Source organism: Oceanobacillus sp. FSL K6-0127, assembly GCF_037983385.1.
GTDB lineage: Bacteria > Bacillota > Bacilli > Bacillales > Amphibacillaceae > Oceanobacillus > Oceanobacillus profundus.
The window spans coordinates 4,323,459-4,347,619 of record NZ_CP150287.1; the positions used below are offsets into that span (position 1 = coordinate 4,323,459).

Sequence of the window (24,161 nt, forward strand, 5' to 3'; positions counted from 1 at the left end):
AATAGTCTTAATTAACTAATTATTATTTATATTGCTATTATATTGGAAAATTTTGTTCCTATTGTAATAGAGCTGTGCTACTATAAAATTGTAATATTGTCAAAAAATTAAATATTTTATAGATGGGATTGATTCATATGAGGAATTAGTCGGTTATATAGAAAATATGATTAAAACGGGAATGGGAGGAAGTATGGTTGAAACAGAGATATATTAAGAAATTATTTAGTAGTTTATTAATCTTTACACTTATTCTTTCATTATTTAATCCATTACTTGTATCAGCTGAAACAAATGACAATGCGACAAAACAACTAAACGTTGATGATAGAATATCGCAACTAAAAAAGGCTGTTTCAAAGCAACAAGCAATCTTAAATCAGGAACCTGTTTTACACCAAGCTTTACAAAATTTATCTAGTGATAAAGAAACAGCTGTTATTGTTCAATTATCTGAAGCTCCTGTTGCACTAGAACAAGGAAAGAAAACAGTAGAAGGAAAAACGCTTAGCGGAGCACAGGCAATAACTGTAAAAAATAAAGTTATTAATGAACAAGCTAGATTTGAAAAACTATTAAAAGCAGACAACATTGACTATGAGAAAGGATTTACGTATACCCAAGCTTTTAATGGGATGTCACTGAAATTGAAAGCAGATGATATTGATAAACTATTAACAATAGATGGCGTTGTCAGTGTTGATCCTGATGAAGAGGTTCACGCTCTTGAACTTGCCGGGGATAATAACATAGGTCCGATGATGGTTGATACTGTTCCCCACCTTGAAGTTCCTGAACTTTGGGATTTAGGTCATGAAGGACAAGGTGTGAAAGTTGCCGTTCTGGATACTGGTATTGATTATAATCACCCTGACTTTCAAGAAATTTATAAAGGTGGCCATAACTTCATCGAACACACGGAAGATTATGCTCGTCCACGTGACGATGATGATCCATATGAGACTACTCCTGAAGACCGTCCAGATCACATGCCAGAATTCAGTGCAAATGGCAGTTCCTTTTATACATCACACGGGACACATGTTGCGGGTATCATTGCAGGAACAGGAAACAATGAATATGGCATAAAAGGAATAGCGCCAAAAATTGACCTGTATGCATATCGTGTACTAGGTGCATATGGAAGTGGATTTACGTCTGGTATCATTGCTGCAATTGATAAATCCGTCGAAGAAGACATGGATATTATCAATCTATCATTAGGTGGTGGCAGCAATAGTCAAACTGCTCCAGATGCAATTGCTATTAACAATGCCACATTAGCTGGGGTTACAGCAATTGTCGCAACAGGAAATAGTGGTCCAGGTCGTGGTTCAGTTGGAAATCCTGCATCTGCTGCGCTCGCAATTTCTGTAGGAAACTCCACATTACCAGAAGAAACGATTCAAGCAAACGTAGTTACCAGTGCTGGTGATTATGAGCAACAATATGATGCAGCATTAATGGGTTGGAATTTTGCTGAGGATCCTGCAGATGCATTATTGGGTACATATGATGTAGTACCTGTTCCAGGAGTTGGTGCAGCATCTGACTATGAAGGAATTGACGTGGAAGGAAAAGTTGCGTTGGTTGCGCGTGGGGAGATTCCATTTGTAGATAAGATAGATGTAGCCAAAAGTCTTGGAGCTATCGGTATCCTGATTCATAACAATATCGATGGTGAAGGACCTGCTAATGTATTGCTGGGAAGTTCATTTGGTTATATTCCAGCATTTGATATTTCAACTGCAGATGGCCAAGCGTTAAGAGAAGCAATCGCAGCATCAGCGGACAATATTGGCAAGGTTACGTTTAGTGATTACCAGGTTAACTCTACTGAAGGCGACCAAATAAATTCATCCAGTTCACGTGGACCATCCACGCCAGTGTTTGATATCAAGCCAGATGTTTCCGCACCAGGAACAAATATTATGGCTACAGTCCCTGCTTACGGAAAGGATTATCCAGATGCAGCGTACACACAAGCATATGACCGGAAAACGGGAACGAGTATGGCTGCACCTCAGATTGCAGGGATAGCAGCATTACTTTTATCAAAAAATCCCGATTGGACACCATATGATATTAAAGTTGCGTTATCAAATACAGCGAAGCAATTGGATACAGAGCAATACGATGTCTTTGCACAAGGGCCTGGCCGTGTACAACCTTTAGCCGCTGCAAATGCAGAAGCATTAGCATATGCATTAGACACTACTGCCTTCGATGAACAATCGCTTGATTACGAAAAAGGAACCATCACATTTGGAAGAGTAGCACCAGATCAAGAAAAAGAGTTAACGATAACAAAACAGATTGAAGTACGTGACTTAATTGGCAAATCCAGTGATTATGATGTAAGTGTTGACGTAACGAAAGCAGCAACTGGTGAATTAGCTGATGCGAGCGTTACCGTAAACAAACCATCTTTTACTTTAAATGGAACGGAAACACTTGATGTTACGTTATCAGTCCCAGCAGGCGAAGAATCTCCTGGAAATGAGCTGCTTGGATATATCCATATTACGAATGGGACAACAAATTTAGGATTACCTTTCGCTGTTGAATTTTCGACAGAAGTTCCAAGCGGACTATCATACTTCGAACTCATCGATTACGCAATTTCACCAAATGGTGATGGTCAGCATGATGAAACCGTCTTAGAATTCGGATTATCAGCTGATGAAGAGCTCATGTCCATCGAGCTATGGGATGCAGCCGATCCAAATGGCGGCATTTACGGAGATGGTTATATCGGTTATTTGGCCATGCAAGCATTGCCAGCTGGTGAATGGCAGCTTCCAATAAGTGAAACGTATTATGATTGGGAGACTGAGCAAGAAACGACCATCCCGGATGGCGTATACACCGTTGATTTCAATTCATGGGATATAGCAAATCAAAATATCACACTCCTTGCAGACGATGGACCACTTTTTGTGAAGACAGCTGCTCCTGAGATTGATTTCGATTCTGTAGATGAAGCAATTGATGGAAATAAATTTGTTGTAACAGGATCAATTGATGATAAATTTATTGATTTCAAGAGGACTGTTGAGAGAATTTTTGGATTACCTTATGATGTAAATGAAAAATTATCTGCTGAGTATGAGCTAACTGATGAGGGTGGTCATGTTTTAGAAAGCAATGATGTAATACTTGAACAAGATGGCACATTTAAAGTCCAGTTAACGAGCCTAACAAGTGGTAAAAACACACTAGCATTAACGGTTACTGACATTGTTGCAAATAGTACTCAGCAACAACTCGAACTGGATGTTACAGAAGAAGCAAAGGAAATCATGATTTCCTTAACACCTTCTACTAATGAGCCAACAGAAGAACCGGTTACGATTTCTGTAGATACCGATAGTGAAGCAGAATTGGTTGCGATGAAATGGCTGCAAGGTGATAAGACTGCGGAAGATTTTGCTGAATCAGGAAATACGATCGATTTAAATACAAAGGCTTTTGACGTTGAGGAGAATGGAACTTACACGGTTTACGTTAAAAATAGTGAGGGTGTTGAAGCTCTTGAATCCATTACGATAGAGAATATTACAGAGCCGATTGAAGAAGTAATTACAATTACCCTTTCTCCTTCTACTGCAGAACCGACAGAAGGACCGATTTCTATTGCTGTGGCTACGGATAGTGAAGCAGATCTCGTTACAATGAAGTGGCTGCAAGGTGACAAAGTCGTGGAAGATTTCGCTGAAGCTGGCAATCCTATCGATTTAAATACAAAAGCTTTTGATGTTCATGAAAATGATATCTATACCGTTTATGTAAAAAATAGTAATGGAGTTGAAGCTGTTCAAACGATTACAGTAGAAAATATTACAGATCCGGTTGAGGAATTTTCAATCACCCTCTCCCCTTCTACTACAGAACCGACAGAAGGACCGATCTCTATTGCTGTGGAGACTGACAGTGAAACAGAACTGGATGCAATAAAATGGTTACAAGGTGACAAAGCCGTGGAAGATTTTGCTGATGCTGGGAATCCCATCGATTTGAATACAAAGGCTTTTGATGTTCATGAAAACGGTATTTACACCGTTTATGTACAGAATCGTAACGGGGCTGAAGCTGTTCAAACCATTGTTGTTGGGAATATTATTGTACAAGGTGAGCTTAGCATTACGTTAATCCCTTCTACAACGGAACCAACGGAAGGACCAATGTCCATTTCCGTTATGACAAACAGTGAAACAGACCTTACTGCATTAAAATGGCTTCCAGGCGAACTTACAGAAGAAAACTTTGCGGATGCTGGAAACGCAATTGACCTGAACACGAAGACTTTCGATATTGCAGAAAATGGGACGTACACAGTATATGCAAAAAATAGTGATGAATTAGAAACCGTACAAACCATTGTAATCGAAAATATAATACAGCCTGGTGATGAAGTCATTACGATTTCATTAACGCCTTCAACAACTGCGTTAACAGAAGGGCCAGTTACGATTTCGATTGATACAGACAGTGCAGCAGATTTAGCAGTATTGAAATGGCTTGAGGGTGAACGTTCTATTGAAGATTTCACAAAATCAGGAAATGCGATTGATTTAACCAAAAAAGCATTTGATATTACGAAAAACGGGACATACACCGTTTATGTGAAAAATAGTAACGGAGCCGAAGCTGTTCAAACGATTACGGTGAAAAATATTACAGAACCTGTTGATGAGGAATTTACAATTACGCTTTCACCTTCTACTACAGAACCAACGGAAGGTCCTGTTACAATTTCAGTTGCAACAGATAGCGATTCAGATATAACGGCATTAAAATGGCATGCCGGTGAAAAGACAACGGAGGATTTTGCCAAGAACGGCCATGCAATTGACCTTAATACGAAAGCTTTTGAAGTTAGTGAAAATGGAACATACACCGTTTATGCAAAGAACCGTAATGATGTTGAAGCTGTCAAGACCATCCAGGTGGAGAATATTACAGATCCTGAACCTAAAGAAGAGACTGTTGTTGCAGCTCCTCAAATCGCGGATGGAATAGCTACTATTTCTAATGAAGCTATCGATCAATTAGCGGATGGTGGTAAACTTGTTATTGACCTAGACAAAACGGAATCCGTACGCATCGAAATAACAAAAGAACAAATTGCTGCTTTGAAAGCAAAGGAAGCAACATTGATTATTCAGAACCATCATATTGAAATGCAGATTCCATTGGTAAATTTACCGGATGAGAAAGATATTTCATTTAATCTTGAAAAACAGGATGATGTTGAAAAAGCAGTTAGTCCTGTATATGACCTAACAATCGAAGCAAACGAAGATGCAATCAATACATTTAAGGAACCAATAGCGCTTCTATTCAAGATTAATCCAGACAAAGTTAATAACGTCGATAAATTAAATGTATACTACTTGAATGAGGACACAAGGCAATGGGAAATAATTCCTGGTTCTGTATACCAAGACGGCAAGGTATCCGTTGGTGTAGATCACTTTAGTCAATTTGCTGTTTTTGAAGATACAGACGATGATAAAGGCAAAGACCCTGTAGATCCGAATCCAGTGGATAAAGATGACGATAAGGAAGAACCAAAAGATAAAGACCCAATTGACGACAATCGTTCAGATGTCGGTAAAAACACCGGAAACAAGTCTAACGGAGGGACGACTAAGAATATCGGTTATGCAAAGGGCGACTCAGGTGATGGTAAACAACTTCCAAGTACTGCTACAACGACTTACAATTATCTTGCAATTGGAGCGGTATTAATTATCATTGGCTTTGTAGCAATTTATGTGCAGCACAGAAGAAAAAGAAAATCAATGCTTTGACTAGAAACACCACATATAAAGAGGCTTCCTAATTAGGAAGCCTCTTTATTGTGACCGTTCTATTTTCCGTAAAATTTTCCTTAAAATGCTAACGATCGGACGTTTCCCACCCATAACAATTCCTGCAAGCTCGGCAAAAATATAGAGCAGTAAAATAACGAAGAGCGATATAATAAGGGATAAGGTTGGACTGGCATTGGAAAACAAGATTCCCATTACCCCAAATAACGCACTGAAAATATAAATAATGATGACTGCCTTCCGGTGACTGTATCCGGCTTGAATAAGCTGATAATGAAGATGTTTGTTATCCGCAGCCATAATACTTTCTTTGTTATAAGCTCGCCGTACAATCGCTACCAATGTATCAAAAATTGGCACTGCCAATATGATAACTGGAATTATAAAACTGAAAAACGTAACATTTTTAAACAATCCAAGCATTGAAAGAACCGCAATCATATATCCAAGAAAATTCGAACCGGTGTCACCCATATAAATTTTCGCTGGATAAAAATTATGATATAGAAATCCTAAGTTGGCCCCTATTAATGCGATACTTAAAAATGCAACGATTATCTGTGTATCAATTAATGCCATTACAAATATACTTGTCATGGCAATTGTTGTAACACCTGTAGCTAAACCATCCAAGCCATCAATCAGATTTATCGCATTTGCAATACCTACAACCCATAGTATTGTAATAAGCACACTTAAAAATCCGAACTCGACAACTCCAAATATCGGGATTGTAATTCGTTCGATAATTAGCCCGGAAGACACTAAAAGGAATGCCGCAGCCAATTGCCCTGTCAATTTTAAAATGGGCTTAATCGTGAACCGGTCATCGAGCGCACCTGTAATAAGAATAATAATGGAACCAATTAGAATTTCAGGTAAGTGCTGGTGATATGGCTGTAAATAAAGTGTCCCCAAAAGAGCACCAATAAATATCGCCAAACCACCTAGCCTAGGCGTTTCATTGATGTGTATTTTACGGCTGTTCGGTTTATCCATCGCACCGATTTTAATTGCAAACATTTTTACTGGATATGTAAGTAATAAAGCTGCAGTGAATGCGATAAGAAATGCAATTAATAAATCAATATAATTAAACATAGAATTCTCCTACTGTTCTTTGTTGCCAGTTCTTGATGTAGTACGTGAATTTTTCCCCTTTAAATACCTTTAATTGCTTTAAATTATATCGAAAGTTGGTAGCAATTAGCAAATTATAATGAGATTTGCAAGCAGATTTCTCGTTAATCCGACAATTGGTGCACTTATCGGTGACATACATTGCAATTTATGCTACTATTATTGGGTATTTCAAAATACTCTGATTAAAAGGTTACAATTAAAGGTGGTGTTCTAATTTTGAGTCCGTATTTGTTTACTGCTGCTGCGATTATTGCTGTCATCGGTATCTTAATTGTCTTCAAAATTAACCTGGATAAGATTAAAGCAGATCCAGAGCAAGTAGCTAAGGCGCAGACAAATTTTTTCATTGGAGCTGCTATCAGCGAGAGTGTTCCTCTTATTATGATTATTTATGCCATCATTCATGCAGTACCATTATCTATTGAAGACCTTTATGTTCCAGCATTCATTATTATTATCTTGATGGCATTTGCGATGTTCTTTATTTTCCTGCAGCGAAAAGTAGATGTTGAAGAAGATCGAAGACAAGCAGTGAACCAGTTTTCTATAATTGCTATTGCACTTATCAATGCGGTTCCAATCATTGCTTTAGTTCTGATGTTTATAAATGTTGCTTAAGCTCCTAACACGAGGAGCTTTTTCTCTTTCATTCCCACAGGCAAAACTTTATAATATAAACAAATCGATTGCTTTTGAGGCAGGTGGTTTTATGTTTGAACAAATTACCATTGAAAAAGTGTGCATATTAGCAGGAAAAATCATGTTAGTCAGTGGAGCCGAAACATATCGTGTCGAGGATACTATGGACCGTATTTCCACTGCCTTTGGTGTTAAAAATCCACAGAGCTATGCAACACCAACTGGTATTAGCTTTTCATTAGATATAGCAGGAACTTCTAATTTCCTTCGTGTGACGAATCGGTCTACTGATTTACATAAAATTGCAGAGGTAAATAATATTTCACGAAAGATTACAGCAGGAGAATTAGATATTAAGGAAGCATATGAACAGCTGGAAAAAATTGATCAGGCAAAATTAACATTCCCTGCCTGGGCACAAATCCTTGCTGCAGCACTTGTGAGTGGATGCTTCGCCATTATGTTCGGCGGTACTTGGAATGATTTTATTCCTAGCTGTATAGCTGGAGCATTTGGCTTTGCAGGAATGCTTGGGTTTGAGCGAGTAATAGAAATTCGCTTCCTTGCTGAATTTTTCGGTGCTTTTTTAATTGGCTTATCTGCCCTATTATTTCTATACTGCGGATTCGGGAATGCTCTAGATAAGACCATTATCGGTGCCGTCATGCCGCTTGTGCCAGGTTTACATATAACGAATGCAATCCGTGACTTGATGGCTGGCCATCTTGTTTCTGGCCTTTCTAAAGGTGTGGAGGCTTTACTGACAGCATTTGCTATCGGCGCAGGTGTTGCACTTATTATTGCATTTGTTTAAAACAGAGTATTCATTTTGGAGGTTGAAACATGATTATTATGCAGCAGCTTATTACAAGCTTTATAGCCTCTGCCGGTTTTGGGATATTGTTTAATGCTCCACGGAATGCGCTCGTCCAATGCGGGCTAGTCGGTATGTTTGGCTGGATTCTTTATTATGTTTTGGTTGAGGCAGGAATGGATGCCGTACCAGCTACGACTTTTGCCGCAATGCTTGTTGCTGTTTTAAGCCATACATGTGCTAAGATTTTTAAAAAGCCGATTATTATCTTTACCGTATCTGGGGTTATCCCGCTCGTTCCCGGTGGTATCGCCTATAATGCGATGCGCAACTTTGTGGAAAATGATTATTATACAGGTGTTCAGCTTTCTGCTCAGGTCATGCTGCTTTCGGGAGGAATAGCAATTGGTCTGATGTTTTCAGGCGTTATCAATCAGTTAGTAAATAAATCTCGGATGCTATTCAAATAATAGCAGTGTATGGCATTTAAGAAGTTCTCGATTTAAGTATCCATTATTTGATTAATATTTTATTTCCTATAAAATAGATGTATATATATAGTAAAAGCGAGGGAACGAAAACATGAGTAATGAATTGCAGCCAAAATCGGTTATCGTAATATTTGGAGTAACAGGTGATCTAGCGAAACGAAAATTGTTCCCTTCGATATATCGCCTTTATCAGAGTGGTAAAATTAGTGAAAATTTCGCTGTTGTTGGATTGGCCCGCCGGCCTTGGACAGATGAAGTTTTACGCGAAAATGTATCGAATTCCATTAAAGAGGCAGTTTCTCCAAAGGAAGATCTTGAGGAATTTGTATCCCACTTCTATTATCAATCATTCGATGTGACTGATGATTCTTCCTACAGTGGATTAAATGCATTAATAAAGGAATTAGAAGGTGCATATGAAACAGAGGAGAACCGTATCTTTTATCTAGCAATGGCACCAGAGTTCTTTGGAACAATTGCTAATAAATTACAAGAATACGGATTAAAGGATTCTGCTGGTTGGTCACGACTTGTGATTGAAAAACCATTTGGAATAGATATAAAATCTGCCAGAAAGTTAAATAAGCAGTTACGCGCAGCTTTCGATGAAGATCAGATTTATCGGATTGACCACTATTTAGGTAAAGAAATGGTTCAAAATATTGAAGTTATCCGTTTTGCTAATGGAATTTTTGAACATTTATGGAACAACCGCTTTATTTCAAACGTCCAAGTTACCTCAAGTGAGACATTAGGCGTAGAAGAAAGAGCACGCTACTATGACACTTCTGGAGCTACTAGAGATATGGTCCAGAATCATATGCTGCAAATGGTTGCTTTACTAGCAATGGAGCCTCCAATTAAGCTAACAACGGATGAAATTCGGTCTGAAAAAATAAAAGTACTTCGTGCACTTCGTCCAATCAATCCAAAAGAAATAGACAATTTCTTTGTACGTGGACAATATGGCGTTGGAAAAATCGGTGGGGAGACAGTTCCAGCATATGTTGATGAGGCTGATGAGCTGGAAAATTCCAATACAGAGACTTTTGTAGCTGGAAAGCTGCTCATTGATAACTACCGTTGGGCTGGTGTACCATTCTATATTCGTACTGGTAAACGTTTAGCGGAAAAGTCAACGAAAATTGTAATTGAATTCAACGACATCCCGATGAATTTATATTATAAAAAGGACAAAGATAGACACCCTAACCTGCTGATTATTAATATTCAGCCTAACGAAGGGATTACGCTTTGTTTAAATGCGAAGAAATCAGGATCGGGTTCCCTTGCAGAGCCAATTCAACTTGCCTATAATCATAATCCAGTTCCAGGAATTAACACACCAGAAGCTTACGAAAAGCTGCTTTATGATTGCATGATTGGTGATGCGACAAACTTTACACATTGGGATGAGGTTGCACTATCTTGGAAGTTCGTTGACACGATTATTAATGAATGGTCAAACAAGACTGCTGATTTCCCTAACTACCGCTCAGGTTCCATGGGGCCTGAAGCAGCAGATGAGTTACTTGCAAAAGACGGCTTTCATTGGTGGTCTATTTAACTAAGTATAAAAAATACTGCTATCGCAATAGCAGTATTTTTTATACTTCAATTTAATTGCTCTATCAAGCTCGCTATTAACTCTATATCCCCAAACTATCGCTCATACTCAAAAGCCCTGAAGATTCTTTTCTGAAATTAAACGTATTGTCTACCCTCCGGTCTTGATGCCGAAAGAATAAGGACTAAAGCTGTAATGATATGCATAATCATTCCAACAATCGGAATCCAGCCGAAGATTGATGTGATAATTCCAAATACGCTACCAAATCCAGATCCATTATCCTTTTTCGCAAGGATTAAGGTAATAATATGGAGAATCAGCATGACAAATAGTGGTGTCCATGCATTTGAAAGAATGTATAATCCTCCAAGTATAGGAATTCCTAATAGTGCTTCAAATATTCCAGTAATCCATTTAAAAATACGTGATATCGACATATGGATTACCACCTCCTTATCATACAATCAGTTTATAATATAAAAAGCTCTTACTATATTTCCCGTTTTTATAAAATTGACACATCATCGCTGTGCATCAGAATCTAATCGTGTGCCGATTATAAATAACTTCATTTTTATATACGTTTTAACACAGCAAACGTTTCACTTTTTATCGCTTCTAGCTTTACTCATTCTATAAGCAGCCATGGTACATTTCTCGTTAATACATGTCACTTCCAAAACCAAACAAAATTCGCCTATTGTAATGTACGATAACTTGACTCGTTCGTTTATACTGTGCATCAATTGAATTTTCTGAGGCATTTACATAAATTCCTGTATCATCAAAAAATCCAATATAGGTCCTATCAGCCCGTTGTTCATAAAATTTAACCTGATGGAAAGCTATCCAGACACAATCTTTATTTTTAGTCGATGATGTTGGAAACATAAATACGCCTCGTGTTGGAGAAATGGGGACTGGTAATTTGGAGGTTGTGGACAGGATTTTCCTTACTGCTTGTTTTCTCCCTTTTAAATCGGCACCATAAAGAAGACAACTATTGTCAATGATCTGCTCTGGACTTTTAATGGAAAACTTATCTTCGTTGCCTTCTAATACTTTCGATCGGTAATATGAAGATGCAGTACGCATAATTGCTTTTGTGTCAGAAGATATAATATATAGCCTTTCCATCCTTCCACCGCCTATTTTTAACTTATTTACCATAATATAACTATATAGTATGGACTAAGGCTATTTTACTAGAAATATCAAAAGATTTCACTAAAAACGAAACGCTTTCACCATAATTAAAATTACTTGCGTCCTCTGTTTTTGTTTTTAATCTTAATTGAAAGGGTATTGTTAAGTATAAAGTGAAAGAAGGAGGCAAATAAATGACCAACAACAAAAAGAAACAAAAAATACAACTTGATGATCGTGAAACAGAAAAAGGCTCGCAATTGCAATCGAATGATATGAAAGAAGCGCAAGGGAATGAAAAGAAAGAAGATAATAAAGAAAAATAAAAAATTGGCCAATGCTGAACAACTGTACAACATGTATGATATACTCGCTGTAGCGAACACTTTATTTTATACGTTAAAGCGAGGGATTTTAAATGGATATCGCAGCTATGTCTATGGCAATGAATAATCATCAAGTTCGTACAGATGCAAGCTTAGCAATTATGGATAACATTAAGAATGTTGCTGAACAGCAAGGTTTACAGCTTATGGAAATGTTACAGGATTCCACTCCTCCACATCCAACATTAGGAAACCAGATTGATGTAAAGCTTTAAAGTGAACGACCAGGATTTAAATTTATTACACGCTGTTTCTCAGAAGCATAGAGTCGAACAATTTGCTCAATAAGCCTAAACTGGTCATCAGCTTCAATTGAAATAAACTAAAAAAGCAGAACTCCTTTGTGGTTAGTTCTGCTTTTTAATTGCTTAAGTAACGAGGTTGTTTTGTAATTCAGCTACCCAATTATCACAAAATTCATAAAAGGGGTAAGCAAAATTGGCTTTTCTCAGAACCTAGCTCAAGATTCTTTCTTTATCTATCCTCATCACGTAAATTGTCATTCGGTGCTTCATTCTGATTACCATCTTCCATCATGCCATCCTGTTGATCAGTGTTTTCTTCTTGTGCAGGATCCATTTCATTCATATCTCCCTCTTCATTCAGTGGAGCTTCTTCATTAACAGGATCCTGATCGTCATTCCCCATGCCACATGCTGTGACTAAGGATAATGCTAAAACAGGTGCACCTAATCTGATAAGCAATTTGCTTTTCATCATTAATTCCTCCTTTGAGATGTTCACTATCGCCATTAGCTTAACCATTTTTAAAGAAGACATACGAATTAATGATGAAATTATTGATAAAAATCCCATTTTCATGGTGCAGACGAATCAGTTATGGTTTTACTGTTATATTTTTTTCAAACAAATGAAAAGGGTGCTCACTTTATTTAATTGCAAAGGTAATTTCTGCTTCACAAGCCAGCTCGCCATCCACGGTGGCGATGCCTTTTCCTTTACCAACTGGGCCTTTCATTCGTAGAATTTCTACGTCCAGTTTTAACTGATCACCTGGTTTTACTTGGCGTTTAAATCGGCATTTATCAACTCCTGCAAGGAAGCCAATCTTGCCTTTGTTTCCTTCAATGTTTAATACTGCAATTGCACCAACCTGTGCTAGCGCCTCGACAATTAAAACCCCTGGCATGACCGGGTAATCCGGGAAATGACCTTGAAAAAATGGCTCATTAATACTCACATTTTTAAGACCAACAACGCGTTTTCCTTCTTCCATTTCAGTTACTTTATCAACCAATAAAAACGGATATCGATGGGGGATAATTTCTTTAATTTGTTCTATGTTCAACATGCTATCTTGCTCCTTTATCACTTATAGGCTTTATATTATTTCATTATAACAGTTGATATGTTTGAAACAAAGCGATAAAAGGTACTTAGAATATATAAGAATTCTTAAATAATCACTTTCAGAAAGGAGAATAAGCTGTGCTTTGGACTATTATTGGCTTGCTTATCATCTTTTGGTTACTTGGATTTTCATTTGAAATAGCAGGCGGACTTGTTCATATACTGCTCGTTATAGCGTTGATTCTTTTAATTTTTAGACTTGTGACAGGCAGGAAAATCACCTAACATGAAACAAAGGCTATCGCAAACCTTTATGCGATAGCCTTTGTTCTTACATATATAGGTACTAGTTAATTATTCTGCCTTTGTAACGATATCAATGATATGCTGCCACGTTTCTTTTTTTAGTGCATCCGTGGGAACACCATCACCAATAATTCCATAGCCAATCATCAATCCAGCAACTAATGCAGCAGCAGCAAGAATTAAAACAATGATAATCCGTAGCCAAATTGGAAAAATACGACGACGCGGTCTTCTATTTTCCAATCTTTCTGCCTTTTGTTTTAGCTTTTGCTGTTTTCTAGACTGTTTATCTGAAGCTGAACTAGCTTTAGGAGACTCTTTCGGTGCTTTCGTCTTCTTGGTTGCATGGTTTTCTTCTTTCAGAGCTCTTCTAGAAGTTTTTTCAGATTGATTTGTTGACATAGTTTGTTGCTCCTTATTCCCCTACATATCAAAACGCTTTTTCTTATTTAAAGTGTAACATAATCATGTATGATCACCTAATAAAGTGAAACTTCAATCAGTGGGAGGTTCCTTTCTTTCTCCACTGATTGTTAGTAACAGAATCAGAAATTTATGAGCTGTTCCCCACATTCAAATCTTATTTTTCTCATTTGGGTATTACAGCCCTTTAATGCGTGGTAAAAGGGTTAATCTTATTTTAGGATCTTAGCTGATTAACGAGTCCCATCATCTGGTCACCCATTGAAATGGTTCTAGCATTAAATTGGTAGGAACGCTGTGTCATCATCAAATCGGTAATTTGCTTCGATAAATCCACATTTGACTGCTCGAGTGCGCCACCTTGAATCATATCTTCATTTGCACCTGTTTCCACGATTATTTCATCCATCTCATATCCGAGATTATCAAGATCAGGAAGACGAAACATGTTCTCCCCTACTGCTTCGAGTACATTTGGTCGAACCGCTTCTACAACTGCTAACTGTGCTTCAACGGCATTTTGCCCGCCTCTTGTTACTACAATTTGACCGTTCTCCCGAATTGCAATGGAATCAAATCCTTCTGCAAGAACAATAGGACCATCTTGACCAACTACTGGATGACCGTCACCTGTCGTTAACATGACTGCCTGATTGTTGTTTACCGGGCTAAGAAAGAAAGAACCATCTCGGGTATAATAAGTCTCATTCTGACCATTCTGATCCATTTGGATTTCAAACAAGTAGTTTTCTCGTTTTAATGCAGCATCAAGAGCTCTTCCTGTTTCTAAAATGGAACCCAGCGCTAAATTGTTACTCACTGTACCAATTTTAGCTCCAGAACCAATCCGTATACCATCTGGAGTTAGACGACCTTCAGCATTGGCTGCTGCAGATAAATTATTGATTTGATTAAAAAGCAGTGAAGAAAATTCAGCTTGGCGACTTTTGTAACCTGTTGTTTGACTATTTGCCATATTATTACCGATAATATCTAGTTTTTGCTGCAGCTGGTTCATCGTTACAGCTGCTTGATTCATTATTTGAGACATGTTAATACCTCCTTAACCCCTACCCAATTCGACCGATTTCGGAAACTGCTTTTCCCATACTTTCATCATAAGCTCTTAGTACACGCTGATTCGTTTCGAACATCCGGTAAGCATTCATCATATCTGTCATGGTTTGCAGTGTATCTACATTTGATTGCTCAAGAAAACCTTGATGAATTGAAAAAGTTGCTCCTTCTGGAATCTGTTCTGCATCACCAGTGAAAAGATCATTTCCTTCTTTCGCCATTCCGTTGACATCTGCTGTGTATGAAATACCAAGCTGTACTGCTTGCTCAGGTGTTTGTAAGACGCCTTCTGATGAAACCTCAAATTCCATTCCATTCGTTTCAATTGGATTACCAGCATTGTCAAGTACGTAGTATCCTTGATTCGTTACAAGTAAACCCTCGCCATCAACGGTAAAATTTCCATTGCGCGTATAGCGAACTTCTCCAGCCTCGTTTTGCACCGTAAAAAACAAGGAACCCGTATCATCGGGCATCGTTCCATCTACAAGCGCGATGTCGGTAGCTATACCAGTCTCTCTAATATCACCTTGGACAAAATTGGGGATTGTTTCTTGTACATAAACACCAGTGTTAATTGAACCAATCGGTTTCTGAATAGGAAATTGCAATCCTCCCTGTGTCGTAGAAAGACGTTCCTGCGATCCCATTTCCTTTAGCAATAACTCAGGAAAGGCACGTAAGGTTGTCTGATCTGCTTTATAACCTGGTGTATTCGCATTTGCAATATTATTCGCTAAAGCTTCCTGTTGCCTTTGCTGTGATATCATTCCACTTGCTGCTGTATAAAAGCCTCGTAACATGTTTCATTCCTCCTCCACAGGGCACTGCTTTTCCATTTGAGTAAATTACAAGAGGGTGTTCAAAAAGTCCGGTAAAAATGACATACCAAATTTCTAGTTCCATTTTGAACTCGCACGTGTAAGATATGTACTAAGAGATAATAATCCTTCTCTTTATATCAAATTAACCAATTTTGCTGCGTTCTATTTTATCGATATTCTCAAGCATGATTCCCGTTCCTTTAGCAACACAATCCATCGGGTCTTCAGCAATAAATACAGGGACCTTCAATTCTTCCGCTAAGAGCTGATCGATACCATGTAATAATGCTCCACCACCGGTTAGAATAACTCCACGATCAATAATATCTGCAGATAATTCAGGAGGAGTACGTTCAAGCACTGTTTTCGCTGCTTGTACAATAAGGGATACAGACTCACTTAGTGCCTCCTGGATTTCTGCTGAACCTACTGTAATCGTACGTGGTAATCCAGTCACCATATCACGGCCCCTGATTTCCATTTCTTCATCACGTGACCCTTTAAAGACGGTAGCAACATTAATCTTAATATCCTCTGCCGTACGTTCACCAATTAAAAGCTTATATTTCTTTTTAATGTACTGAAGAATATCAATATCAAACTTATCACCGGCCATTTTGATGGATTCCGATGTTACAATTCCACCCATGGAAAGAACAGCTACATCTGTTGTTCCACCACCAATGTCTACAACCATATTACCGCTCGGTTGAAAGATTTCCATTCCAGCGCCAATCGCTGCTACTTTCGGCTCTTCTTCCAAATAGACTTTTTTCCCGCCAGACTTCTCAGCCGCTTCCTTAATCGCCTTTTGCTCCACTTTTGTAATGTTCGTTGGGCAGCAAATAAGCATTCTTGGCTTCGAAAGCAATCCTTTCACATTAATTTTATTTATAAAATGCTTTAACATAGCTTCTGTTACATCAAAGTCAGCAATAACTCCATCTTTCAATGGACGAGTGGCTTCAATATTTCCTGGTGTACGTCCAACCATACGTCGTGCTTCTTCACCAACTTCTAATACTTTTCCAGTATTTCGGTCCATTGCTACAACAGATGGTTCATTTAATACAATTCCTTTTCCTTTTACATGAATCAAAACATTGGCAGTTCCAAGGTCGATTCCAATATCTCTAGAAAACATGAATCTAGATCCTCCTAGCGTTACTATCTTGCATGGTCATTTTGACACAATGCTACTAGTATAATATTTTACCACAAATTTCAACAATTAACTGCTCTTTGTGAAATTTTTTTGTGTATAAAAATAGGCAAGTTTGTAGAAGGATGCAGAAAAAGCTGTAAGTGCATGTCATGGTTGATTTTTCCACTGTTTAGAGAAGGGATAGGAGGTGTAAATAGAGAGCAAATAATAGAAGATCCCGGATGGATTATCCGGGCGTATACTAGTTAAAACAAATTTTTTGATGTCGTGTTTTACAAAAGTACATCAAATTTCCTACGCTCATTCAACCAGCTGGTTTTTCCTCTGGCACTTTTTTTCCATCAATTTTATACTTTTGCCTTGTCGCTTCTCCCCCCCGTAAATGTCGAATTGCTTTATGATATTCTAGAATTTCCTTTACTTGATTTGCCAGCTCTGGATTTATCTCCGGCAATCGTTCTGTTAAATCTTTATGAACTGTGCTTTTGGAAACACCAAATTCCTTTGCAATCGTTCGGACTGTTTTTCTTGTCTCCACGACATGCCTTCCTATCCTGATCGTTCTCTCTTTGATGTAATCATGCACACCGTTCGCCTCCCTAAGTTGATTACTTCCGAGGTGTAGGTACTGAGACATGGCGTTACAACGAGATATCGATATTAATGAAAAGATAACACTAAGTAGAATATGGAGTATGTACCAACAATTTTATGAATAAACAACGGTTATCAGATAATATTCCATGAGGAGCGTGTAGTAAAAGGAAGATTTCTAAATCACACAAGCTCTCACCTCAGACAGTTCGTTTGCATGGTTTGTAACATCTTATTAGCGGAGTTCATGCTTTATGATTAAAATTATTAGGATAAATGAAAGGGACAAGATGTATTTTCGAAAAAAATTTGCTGTTATGCTCTGATGAGGCATATAGAATGGTATCCACTCGAATAAATTTGAGGTTATTCCCTATAAACTGCAATTACTTAGAAGCGAAGTGATAACTGCAACTGCTATGACTATGAACAAAAAAGATACCTCGCTCAAAAGAACAAAGTATCACTGCCACTAGTATACTGCACTATAATTTTTTCATCGCATCTAACGGTAGCTTACTGAAAAAATAATCACTACGTTTTCCGATAAAATGATTGTAGGATTTCATCAATAATCCTTTATCCCGCTTTGCTTTTCCTAAATAATAAAGCTGAAACGGTGTTTTGCTTGGTATTTCACTTAAAATATCGATTGCTTTTTCATTGTTGCCTTTTGCTAATTCGATATGGGCTTGTTCTCCTTTATCTGCTGTACGAATGTTCTCTACCATCTTGTAATGTGCAGATAGAAACGGAATATTATAATTTTCGAGTATATTAATCATATAATATAAATTATTATCCTCGGAAATTTTTAGTGCTTGATCCAAATGATATATTCCACTTTCATACGCGTCATGCGTATAGGATAATCCTAAATACGTATGTACATGTGCGTGAAGTTGTGGACTATCAAGCATATTTAATGCACGATAGGCGTATTTCCTAGCCATGATTAATTCATTTCGCATAATATGGTACACTACATTGATTTTGTATAATCTTATTTTAAAAAAGACAACTAGCAGCCTTTCCTCAATTTCTGAAAAGTATTGTTGATGTGTAACCATTAAATTCCCGATTTTATCAAATTGATTGAGATGCTGGTATGCTTTTTCTTGAATCAATTCAATTAAAAATAATAACTCCGGCTCTTTGGTAGAATAGCGACCCCTAAAGTACGCCAATTGATCCAGCGTTTCTATCGGACTAATCTTAAAGCAACGCTGATCAACCATAATACGATAAATCCCACCCCATAGTCGATTTGACGGGTTGTCCGACTCTAGGTTTTTTTGGATTAATAATTCAAGCTCTTGTATAAATCCGTATATATACAAATATTCCATGCCTTTTTTTTGGATATTCTGTGATTTTGAATGCAAACAAATATTTTTCATCGATTCTTTTGCTGACGCTGCATCCTTTTCCAAGTTTAATATATTCATCATTTCTGTTATTGTAAGCTCCGAATACGGAGTCATAAACTTTGCAATAACCAACCTTATTCCTCCTTTTCCTAAAACAGGAAAACGTTTATTAGTTTTTTGCCCAAAAAAATTATTTCTAAAAACAATAATATTTTATCACAATTTATAGTATTGAAAATATAATATCGTTCGACAATTTACGCATAAATATACAGCTTTTAAATAATCGATTTTCATCTTTAAAGAAAAAAATACTCCAGAAACGTTTTTCCGGAGTATTTTCGTCTTATTCATTTTCAGTTTCTAATTGTTCATCTGTTCCTTCTTCAGAGTCATCAGCTTCATCACTTGGAGTATCTTCAGGATTCTCTTCTACTTCCCCATCCGTATCTGTTACTTGATCCGATTCATCTGCTTGCTCTTCTTCATTCACATTAGAATCTTCTTCTTCTACTGTAGCTTCTTCTTCATTTACTGCAGCGTCTTCTTTAGCTTCCTCTGTAATACTTTCAAGGCTGCTTACAGGCTGATTGAAAAAGCTTTCTGGATTCACTTCTTTTCCATCTTTTCTGATTTCAAAGTGGACGTGCGTTCCGTTATCTTTACCAAAAATATTTTTACCAGCAGTACCAAGTTTTTCACCTTGTTTTACTTCTGCACCAGCAGAAACACTAACCTCTTCTAAACTGGCATAATACGTTTTTACATCCTCGCCATGTAATAGAATAACAACGTTCCCTAAGAGTGGATCCTCTTTTACTTCCTCAACAGTACCAGATAAAGCTGCTACAACATCAAATGTTTCTGCATCAGCTGATGTGATATCAACTCCCGTACTTTGATAGAACCTGTTATTGTAGAGCACCAGAGCATTCTCTCGATCTTCTTGTTCTGCGCTGTAATCAAAAAATTTAGTTACGATTTCTGCTTGATCTGAGTTTTCTAATGGCATTTGAATCAGTTCCTGCTGCTCAATTACCGGCTCTGCACCCTCCTCATTTGGGATTGGGCTGTATTCCTCACCTAGGTTCTCGGTTTCTGTCGTATCTGTGATTTGATTATCTAAATTCTGATACCACACAACCACCGACAATAAAACAGCTGCAATCGTCAAGTATAAAGCTGGGAAAAACCACTTCTTGCGATAAATGCGACTCCATTTATTTTTTGGACCGCCTTTAAATTCTTCACTCATAATTTATCACCTCAGCAACCATTGTGAGCAGAAAAGTAAGAATATATACATCACTCCCAAAAAAATTTATAGATTTTATGGATTTTTTTTTAGAATTGAGGAAAGGTAAGAAATTACTCGGGTAAATGTGAGTTCGGTACAGAGGTTATGCGAGACCGGTGAAAGAGGGAGTATGATCATTCGGTAACTCATAAGAAGGATGAGCGACCCAAAAGTGTAAATGCATGCTCATTCGGTAACTCATAGGAGGGATGAGTGACCCAAAAGTGTAAATGCATGCTCATTCGGTAACTCATAAGAAGGATGAGTGACCCAATAATGTAAATGCATGCTCATTCGGTAACTCATCATGGGTATGGATATCTGAACCCCAGTATATGTTCAACTGATCAAGGTGAACGCTCATAGAATTTTAGATACAGAATCAAACATTTCATTTACCTCACAATAAAAACCCTCGTCTATTTCGAGACGAGGGTTGGTGCTGTTTCATTTATTGTACTAATATCAACATCCTGATAATAATGTTGGACGATTTCTTCATAGGTCTTGCCTTCTTTAGCCATTCCATCTGCACCGTATTGGCTCATTCCAACACCATGACCAAAGCCTTCTGTTGTAAAAATAAGATGACCGTTGTTTTGCGTTACCGTAAAGTCACTCGATTTAAGGTCAAGTCCTTCTCTAACTTCCCTGCCTGTAAACTTATTATCTTCTATTACAATGTTACTGACCCGCCCACTTTCAGTTCGTTCCATTTCGATATATAAAGGAGCCCCCTCTGGAAGGTCAATTGCAAGTGCTTCTTCCACTTGTGCAATTGTATATGTTTCTCGACCAAGGTATTCTGGTGAATCAAGGTCCCACGGACTCTCAACGCTTCTTAAGTAGGAAACCTCATTTTCCCAATATTCCTCAGAGTTTTCTGTATACCCATTGCTCGTAGAAAAAAAAGCTGCATTGATTGGTGCATCATTATAAGTTAAAATCTGGCCCTCTGTTTCCTGAACCGCTCGTTTTATTTTGTTCATATTATCAGCGTATTTTTTGCCCCATAATTGCTTCAGCTCTTGCTCATTTTTAAAAACTTGATGATTCACCGTATCGGTTACGTCATAGTTACCTTCTGCATTACCATGTAATAGATGATTAACTGTAAATGTTCGGGCTGCGAGAGCCTGTGCTTTTAATGCCTCTAATTCAAATGTAGCTGGCATCTCTGAAGCAACAACTCCAGCTACATAATCTTCCAGTGGCAGATCCTCCACTGTATCTTTCGCCTGTCGCATTACTGCTACAGAAATTGGTGATTGATCTAATTCCACCGTTGCTTCTGTTTCTTTCTCCTGTGTCGCAATAGATTGCTGCTTTCCGTCACCAAACATCGCTACGATAACCGCAGGGATAACAAGTATGAATAACAATAGCCCGGATAATACAATCGCAGTAGGGATCTTCCATGTCGATTGGTTCCGATTATCGAAATACCGTGTTTTTCGATTTTTTAAAGGAATAATTTTTTTGAGTGGTGCTGGTTGTGTTTTCGTATACTCCAATTTCCGTTGCTGTTTTTTCATTATTTGCTTTTCCAAGGACGATTTCTTTTTTTTCAAGGATTTTGGTACAGAATTGGAATAATATGTGTGTTTTCTTTTGTTCACAGCTCTCCCCCTTTGCAATTATTAAAGTAGAGTTCTATTCTAGTTGCTCTACTAGTGCTTGTTCTAAAAGGAAAATAAAAGTAATTCCCCTTTTTCTGAGCAGCCTCTACTAATAAATCTATACACTGCAAAGCTAAAATAGACCTTTAATTTTATAATGCTGGAGAAAGCTATGAATGGATTAATGAACAGGTAACGTTTCGGGTTTAACTTTAATGGATTTTTTATGATCGATTGTCTCATCATACAAATGACAGGCTACGAAGTGCTCCTGTTCTATCTCCTGCCATACTGGTTTCACTTGTGAGCATACTTCCATTGCCGCTGGACAGCGCGTTCTGAAGACACACCCACTTGGTGGATTGGTCGGGCTCGGTAGCTCGCCTTCTAAAATGATGCGTTCCCGTTTCTCTTCAATATCAGGATCCGGAATTGGAATAGCTGACAGCAATGCTTGTGTATATGGATGGAGCGGTTTTTCATAGAGCTGATTGCTTTCTGTCAGCTCTACCATATTTCCTAAATACATAACTCCAATGCGGTCTGAAAACTGCTTTACCATCGACAGGTCATGAGCAATAAATAAAAAGGTAAGCCCCTTTTCCAGCTGAAGCTCCTTTAACAAATTGACAACTTGTGCTTGAACAGATACATCTAAAGCGGAAATCGGTTCATCTGCAATAATAAAATCCGGGTTCAGTGCCAAGGCACGTGCAATTCCGATTCGTTGACGTTGTCCCCCACTAAATTCATGTGGATAGCGGTTGGCATGATCCCGATTCAAACCAACCTCTTCTAATAGCTGGTACACTCGCTCCAATTGCGCTTTTTTGTTTTTGTATAGTCCATGAACCTCCATTGGCTCTGAGATCACTTCCCTTACCGTCGACCTTGGATTTAAAGATGCATAAGGATCCTGAAAAATCATCTGCATTCTCCGGTAAAATTGAAATCGCTCTTTTTCAGATAATGCATGGACATTCTCATTATCAAAAATAACGTCTCCAGCTGTTTTATTATATAGCCCAAGGATTGTACGGCCAATTGTCGATTTTCCGCAGCCAGATTCCCCAACTAAGCCAAAGGTTTCTCCTTTATTTACATGAAAGCTCACATCATTTACAGCCTGCAGCATTGTACCTTTACCCATGTCAAAATATTTTTTAAGGTTTTTGACTTCCAATATTTTTTCTTTCATGTTAATTGCTCTCCTTCCAGTAACGTCTTGCCGCACATAGTTCTTTTTCATATTTTGTTCCAGCCAGGGTAATGATTTCAATTCCTTTGCCTGTTTGTGGAGAGTGCAGCATCTTACCGAGTCCATAATAGATACCGACATGATGCAGTCTTCCCTTTCCTTCTTCATAAGCAAAAAACAGTAAGTCACCAGCCTGTAATTGATTATATTTAACTGGTACACCCGCATTTGCCTGATCCCCGGCATCACGCGCTATTTGATAGCCATTCGCCTTATAAGCGGTATATGCCAGACCTGAGCAATCATAGCCGAAGGAACTCATCCCTCCCCAGAAATAATCAAGTGTTTGGAACGGTTCGACCGCTTTAACAATATCATCACCATTTCCTTTAGCGATTCCATTGTCTGATGGAAAAATATGTAGTGCTTCTGTAGGCAAAACTAAAATCCCGTGTGGCGTTATCACTTTTGTTCGTACATTATCCATCGATTTAACAGGCAGCATTGTCATATAGCTAAGCTTCATTACTTTTGTTCCAGCGTCTGATTCAAGCCAAGCTTTATCTTGTTTTACAGCTACCATATGCTCAGTAAGCCACTCATTTTTTGATACTTTTTTCAATTGCCTAAATGGTATCCAGCCTGGGTAGCCACGTTCATCTTTATGTGACGGCTGTGAAGGGATAACCACATGAGCCCACTCTTCTTTAACTGCTGTAATTTGTACAGGCTCTCCGTATAAAGCCTGCGTTTGCACACGGTCTTCATTACAAAGCGCAAGGCTATCCTCATAGGACAGTTGATTGATCCATTCGTCGATATCTGTAGGGTTTGATATACCTGTCTCATCGATATCTCTCGCAGATTGCGGTTCTGTCCAGACAGTAGCTACTTGAACAGCAATAACCCACATTTCATCAGAAAATTGTTCAAACGTTTGATTAACCATAA

Annotated in this window: 23 protein-coding genes; 8 read left to right on the forward strand and 15 right to left on the reverse strand. The window is 38.0% G+C overall.

All coding sequences use genetic code 11. The features are described 5' to 3' along the window. Positions 1-197: 197 nt before the first annotated feature. Complete coding sequence (locus tag MHH64_RS20980; protein WP_340002404.1) at positions 198-5,816, forward strand: S8 family serine peptidase; 5,619 nt, start codon at positions 198-200, stop codon at positions 5,814-5,816. Between the two features lie 45 nt (positions 5,817-5,861). Here MHH64_RS20980 and MHH64_RS20985 read toward each other — a convergent pair whose 3' ends face one another. Further along, positions 5,862-6,938 carry an MraY family glycosyltransferase gene (locus MHH64_RS20985; RefSeq protein WP_095307871.1) on the reverse strand — a complete coding sequence of 359 codons (1,077 nt, stop codon included), beginning with the start codon at positions 6,936-6,938 and terminating at the stop codon, positions 5,862-5,864. A gap of 258 nt (positions 6,939-7,196) precedes the next feature. On the opposite strand from MHH64_RS20985, the gene MHH64_RS20990 reads away from it, so the two are divergent. From MHH64_RS20990 to zwf, 4 genes are all read left to right on the forward strand, one after another. Further along, a complete protein-coding gene (locus MHH64_RS20990; RefSeq protein WP_095307870.1) occupies positions 7,197-7,598 on the forward strand; it encodes a hypothetical protein in 402 nt (133 codons plus the stop codon). A gap of 91 nt (positions 7,599-7,689) precedes the next feature. Further along, a complete protein-coding gene (locus MHH64_RS20995; RefSeq protein WP_095307928.1) occupies positions 7,690-8,433 on the forward strand; it encodes a threonine/serine exporter family protein in 744 nt (247 codons plus the stop codon). A 29-nt stretch (positions 8,434-8,462) separates the two neighbouring features. Next, the gene (locus MHH64_RS21000; protein WP_095307869.1) at positions 8,463-8,903 is read left to right on the forward strand and encodes a threonine/serine exporter family protein; all 441 of its coding nucleotides are present in this window, start codon (positions 8,463-8,465) and stop codon (positions 8,901-8,903) included. A gap of 112 nt (positions 8,904-9,015) precedes the next feature. Next, entirely contained in the window at positions 9,016-10,491 is a 1,476-nt protein-coding gene (gene zwf, locus MHH64_RS21005) for a glucose-6-phosphate dehydrogenase (RefSeq protein ID WP_251660270.1), read from the forward strand. Between the two features lie 137 nt (positions 10,492-10,628). Here the strand turns inward: zwf and MHH64_RS21010 are convergent, their stop codons facing one another. Then, positions 10,629-10,931 carry a hypothetical protein gene (locus MHH64_RS21010; RefSeq protein WP_095307867.1) on the reverse strand — a complete coding sequence of 101 codons (303 nt, stop codon included), beginning with the start codon at positions 10,929-10,931 and terminating at the stop codon, positions 10,629-10,631. A gap of 223 nt (positions 10,932-11,154) precedes the next feature. Continuing rightward, the gene (locus MHH64_RS21015; RefSeq protein ID WP_095307866.1) at positions 11,155-11,631 is read right to left on the reverse strand and encodes a competence protein ComK; all 477 of its coding nucleotides are present in this window, start codon (positions 11,629-11,631) and stop codon (positions 11,155-11,157) included. 203 nt (positions 11,632-11,834) lie between these two features. On the opposite strand from MHH64_RS21015, the gene MHH64_RS21020 reads away from it, so the two are divergent. Together MHH64_RS21020 and MHH64_RS21025 are read left to right on the forward strand one after the other, a co-directional pair. After that, on the forward strand, positions 11,835-11,966 hold the full coding sequence (locus MHH64_RS21020) for a hypothetical protein (RefSeq protein ID WP_262366375.1): 132 nt from the start codon (positions 11,835-11,837) through the stop codon (positions 11,964-11,966). A gap of 92 nt (positions 11,967-12,058) precedes the next feature. Continuing rightward, a complete protein-coding gene (locus tag MHH64_RS21025; RefSeq protein ID WP_095307865.1) occupies positions 12,059-12,241 on the forward strand; it encodes a YjfB family protein in 183 nt (60 codons plus the stop codon). Between the two features lie 259 nt (positions 12,242-12,500). Here MHH64_RS21025 and MHH64_RS21030 read toward each other — a convergent pair whose 3' ends face one another. Together MHH64_RS21030 and fabZ are read right to left on the reverse strand one after the other, a co-directional pair. Next, positions 12,501-12,746: a hypothetical protein gene (locus MHH64_RS21030; RefSeq protein WP_339316069.1), complete on the reverse strand. Its 246-nt coding sequence runs from the start codon at positions 12,744-12,746 to the stop codon at positions 12,501-12,503. Positions 12,747-12,915: 169 nt separating this feature from the next. Next, entirely contained in the window at positions 12,916-13,338 is a 423-nt protein-coding gene (gene fabZ / locus MHH64_RS21035; protein ID WP_095307863.1) for a 3-hydroxyacyl-ACP dehydratase FabZ, read from the reverse strand. A gap of 137 nt (positions 13,339-13,475) precedes the next feature. On the opposite strand from fabZ, the gene MHH64_RS21040 reads away from it, so the two are divergent. Continuing rightward, complete coding sequence (locus MHH64_RS21040) at positions 13,476-13,622, forward strand: lmo0937 family membrane protein (RefSeq protein ID WP_118888516.1); 147 nt, start codon at positions 13,476-13,478, stop codon at positions 13,620-13,622. Positions 13,623-13,691: 69 nt separating this feature from the next. Here the strand turns inward: MHH64_RS21040 and MHH64_RS21045 are convergent, their stop codons facing one another. From MHH64_RS21045 to MHH64_RS21090, 10 genes are all read right to left on the reverse strand, one after another. Continuing rightward, positions 13,692-14,045, reverse strand: a complete 354-nt coding sequence (locus MHH64_RS21045; protein ID WP_118888515.1) for a DNA-directed RNA polymerase subunit beta — start codon at positions 14,043-14,045, stop codon at positions 13,692-13,694. 238 nt (positions 14,046-14,283) lie between these two features. After that, entirely contained in the window at positions 14,284-15,117 is an 834-nt protein-coding gene (locus MHH64_RS21050; protein ID WP_251660265.1) for a flagellar hook-basal body protein, read from the reverse strand. A 19-nt stretch (positions 15,118-15,136) separates the two neighbouring features. Then, positions 15,137-15,946: a flagellar hook-basal body protein gene (locus tag MHH64_RS21055; protein ID WP_118888514.1), complete on the reverse strand. Its 810-nt coding sequence runs from the start codon at positions 15,944-15,946 to the stop codon at positions 15,137-15,139. A gap of 163 nt (positions 15,947-16,109) precedes the next feature. Next, the gene (locus MHH64_RS21060) at positions 16,110-17,111 is read right to left on the reverse strand and encodes a rod shape-determining protein (protein ID WP_095307859.1); all 1,002 of its coding nucleotides are present in this window, start codon (positions 17,109-17,111) and stop codon (positions 16,110-16,112) included. Between the two features lie 325 nt (positions 17,112-17,436). After that, positions 17,437-17,718 (reverse strand): sporulation transcriptional regulator SpoIIID, encoded by a 282-nt coding sequence (spoIIID, locus tag MHH64_RS21065; protein WP_095307858.1) that lies wholly within the window; start codon positions 17,716-17,718, stop codon positions 17,437-17,439. A 493-nt stretch (positions 17,719-18,211) separates the two neighbouring features. Further along, complete coding sequence (locus MHH64_RS21070; RefSeq protein WP_095307857.1) at positions 18,212-19,228, reverse strand: AimR family lysis-lysogeny pheromone receptor; 1,017 nt, start codon at positions 19,226-19,228, stop codon at positions 18,212-18,214. 214 nt (positions 19,229-19,442) lie between these two features. After that, complete coding sequence (locus MHH64_RS21075; protein WP_340002406.1) at positions 19,443-20,351, reverse strand: M23 family metallopeptidase; 909 nt, start codon at positions 20,349-20,351, stop codon at positions 19,443-19,445. A 461-nt stretch (positions 20,352-20,812) separates the two neighbouring features. Further along, entirely contained in the window at positions 20,813-22,012 is a 1,200-nt protein-coding gene (gene spoIID, locus MHH64_RS21080) for a stage II sporulation protein D (protein ID WP_340002407.1), read from the reverse strand. Positions 22,013-22,193: 181 nt separating this feature from the next. Next, positions 22,194-23,210, reverse strand: coding sequence for an oligopeptide/dipeptide ABC transporter ATP-binding protein (locus MHH64_RS21085; protein ID WP_095307855.1), 1,017 nt, complete (start codon positions 23,208-23,210; stop codon positions 22,194-22,196). 1 nt (position 23,211) lies between these two features. Next, entirely contained in the window at positions 23,212-24,159 is a 948-nt protein-coding gene (locus MHH64_RS21090; RefSeq protein WP_340002408.1) for a C40 family peptidase, read from the reverse strand. Positions 24,160-24,161: the final 2 nt, after the last annotated feature.

Coding starts and splice junctions, on each gene's coding strand:
- MHH64_RS20985 (WP_095307871.1), bottom strand. CDS start 6,938: ATGTTTAATTATATTGATTTATTAATTGCATTTCTTATCGCATTCACT.
- MHH64_RS20995 (WP_095307928.1), top strand. CDS start 7,690: ATGTTTGAACAAATTACCATTGAAAAAGTGTGCATATTAGCAGGAAAA.
- MHH64_RS21000 (WP_095307869.1), top strand. CDS start 8,463: ATGATTATTATGCAGCAGCTTATTACAAGCTTTATAGCCTCTGCCGGT.
- zwf (WP_251660270.1), top strand. CDS start 9,016: ATGAGTAATGAATTGCAGCCAAAATCGGTTATCGTAATATTTGGAGTA.
- MHH64_RS21010 (WP_095307867.1), bottom strand. CDS start 10,931: ATGTCGATATCACGTATTTTTAAATGGATTACTGGAATATTTGAAGCA.
- MHH64_RS21015 (WP_095307866.1), bottom strand. CDS start 11,631: ATGGAAAGGCTATATATTATATCTTCTGACACAAAAGCAATTATGCGT.
- MHH64_RS21020 (WP_262366375.1), top strand. CDS start 11,835: ATGACCAACAACAAAAAGAAACAAAAAATACAACTTGATGATCGTGAA.
- MHH64_RS21025 (WP_095307865.1), top strand. CDS start 12,059: ATGGATATCGCAGCTATGTCTATGGCAATGAATAATCATCAAGTTCGT.
- MHH64_RS21030 (WP_339316069.1), bottom strand. CDS start 12,746: ATGATGAAAAGCAAATTGCTTATCAGATTAGGTGCACCTGTTTTAGCA.
- fabZ (WP_095307863.1), bottom strand. CDS start 13,338: ATGTTGAACATAGAACAAATTAAAGAAATTATCCCCCATCGATATCCG.
- MHH64_RS21045 (WP_118888515.1), bottom strand. CDS start 14,045: ATGTCAACAAATCAATCTGAAAAAACTTCTAGAAGAGCTCTGAAAGAA.
- MHH64_RS21050 (WP_251660265.1), bottom strand. CDS start 15,117: ATGTCTCAAATAATGAATCAAGCAGCTGTAACGATGAACCAGCTGCAG.
- MHH64_RS21055 (WP_118888514.1), bottom strand. CDS start 15,946: ATGTTACGAGGCTTTTATACAGCAGCAAGTGGAATGATATCACAGCAA.
- MHH64_RS21060 (WP_095307859.1), bottom strand. CDS start 17,111: ATGTTTTCTAGAGATATTGGAATCGACCTTGGAACTGCCAATGTTTTG.
- MHH64_RS21075 (WP_340002406.1), bottom strand. CDS start 20,351: ATGAGTGAAGAATTTAAAGGCGGTCCAAAAAATAAATGGAGTCGCATT.
- MHH64_RS21085 (WP_095307855.1), bottom strand. CDS start 23,210: ATGAAAGAAAAAATATTGGAAGTCAAAAACCTTAAAAAATATTTTGAC.
- MHH64_RS21090 (WP_340002408.1), bottom strand. CDS start 24,159: ATGGTTAATCAAACGTTTGAACAATTTTCTGATGAAATGTGGGTTATT.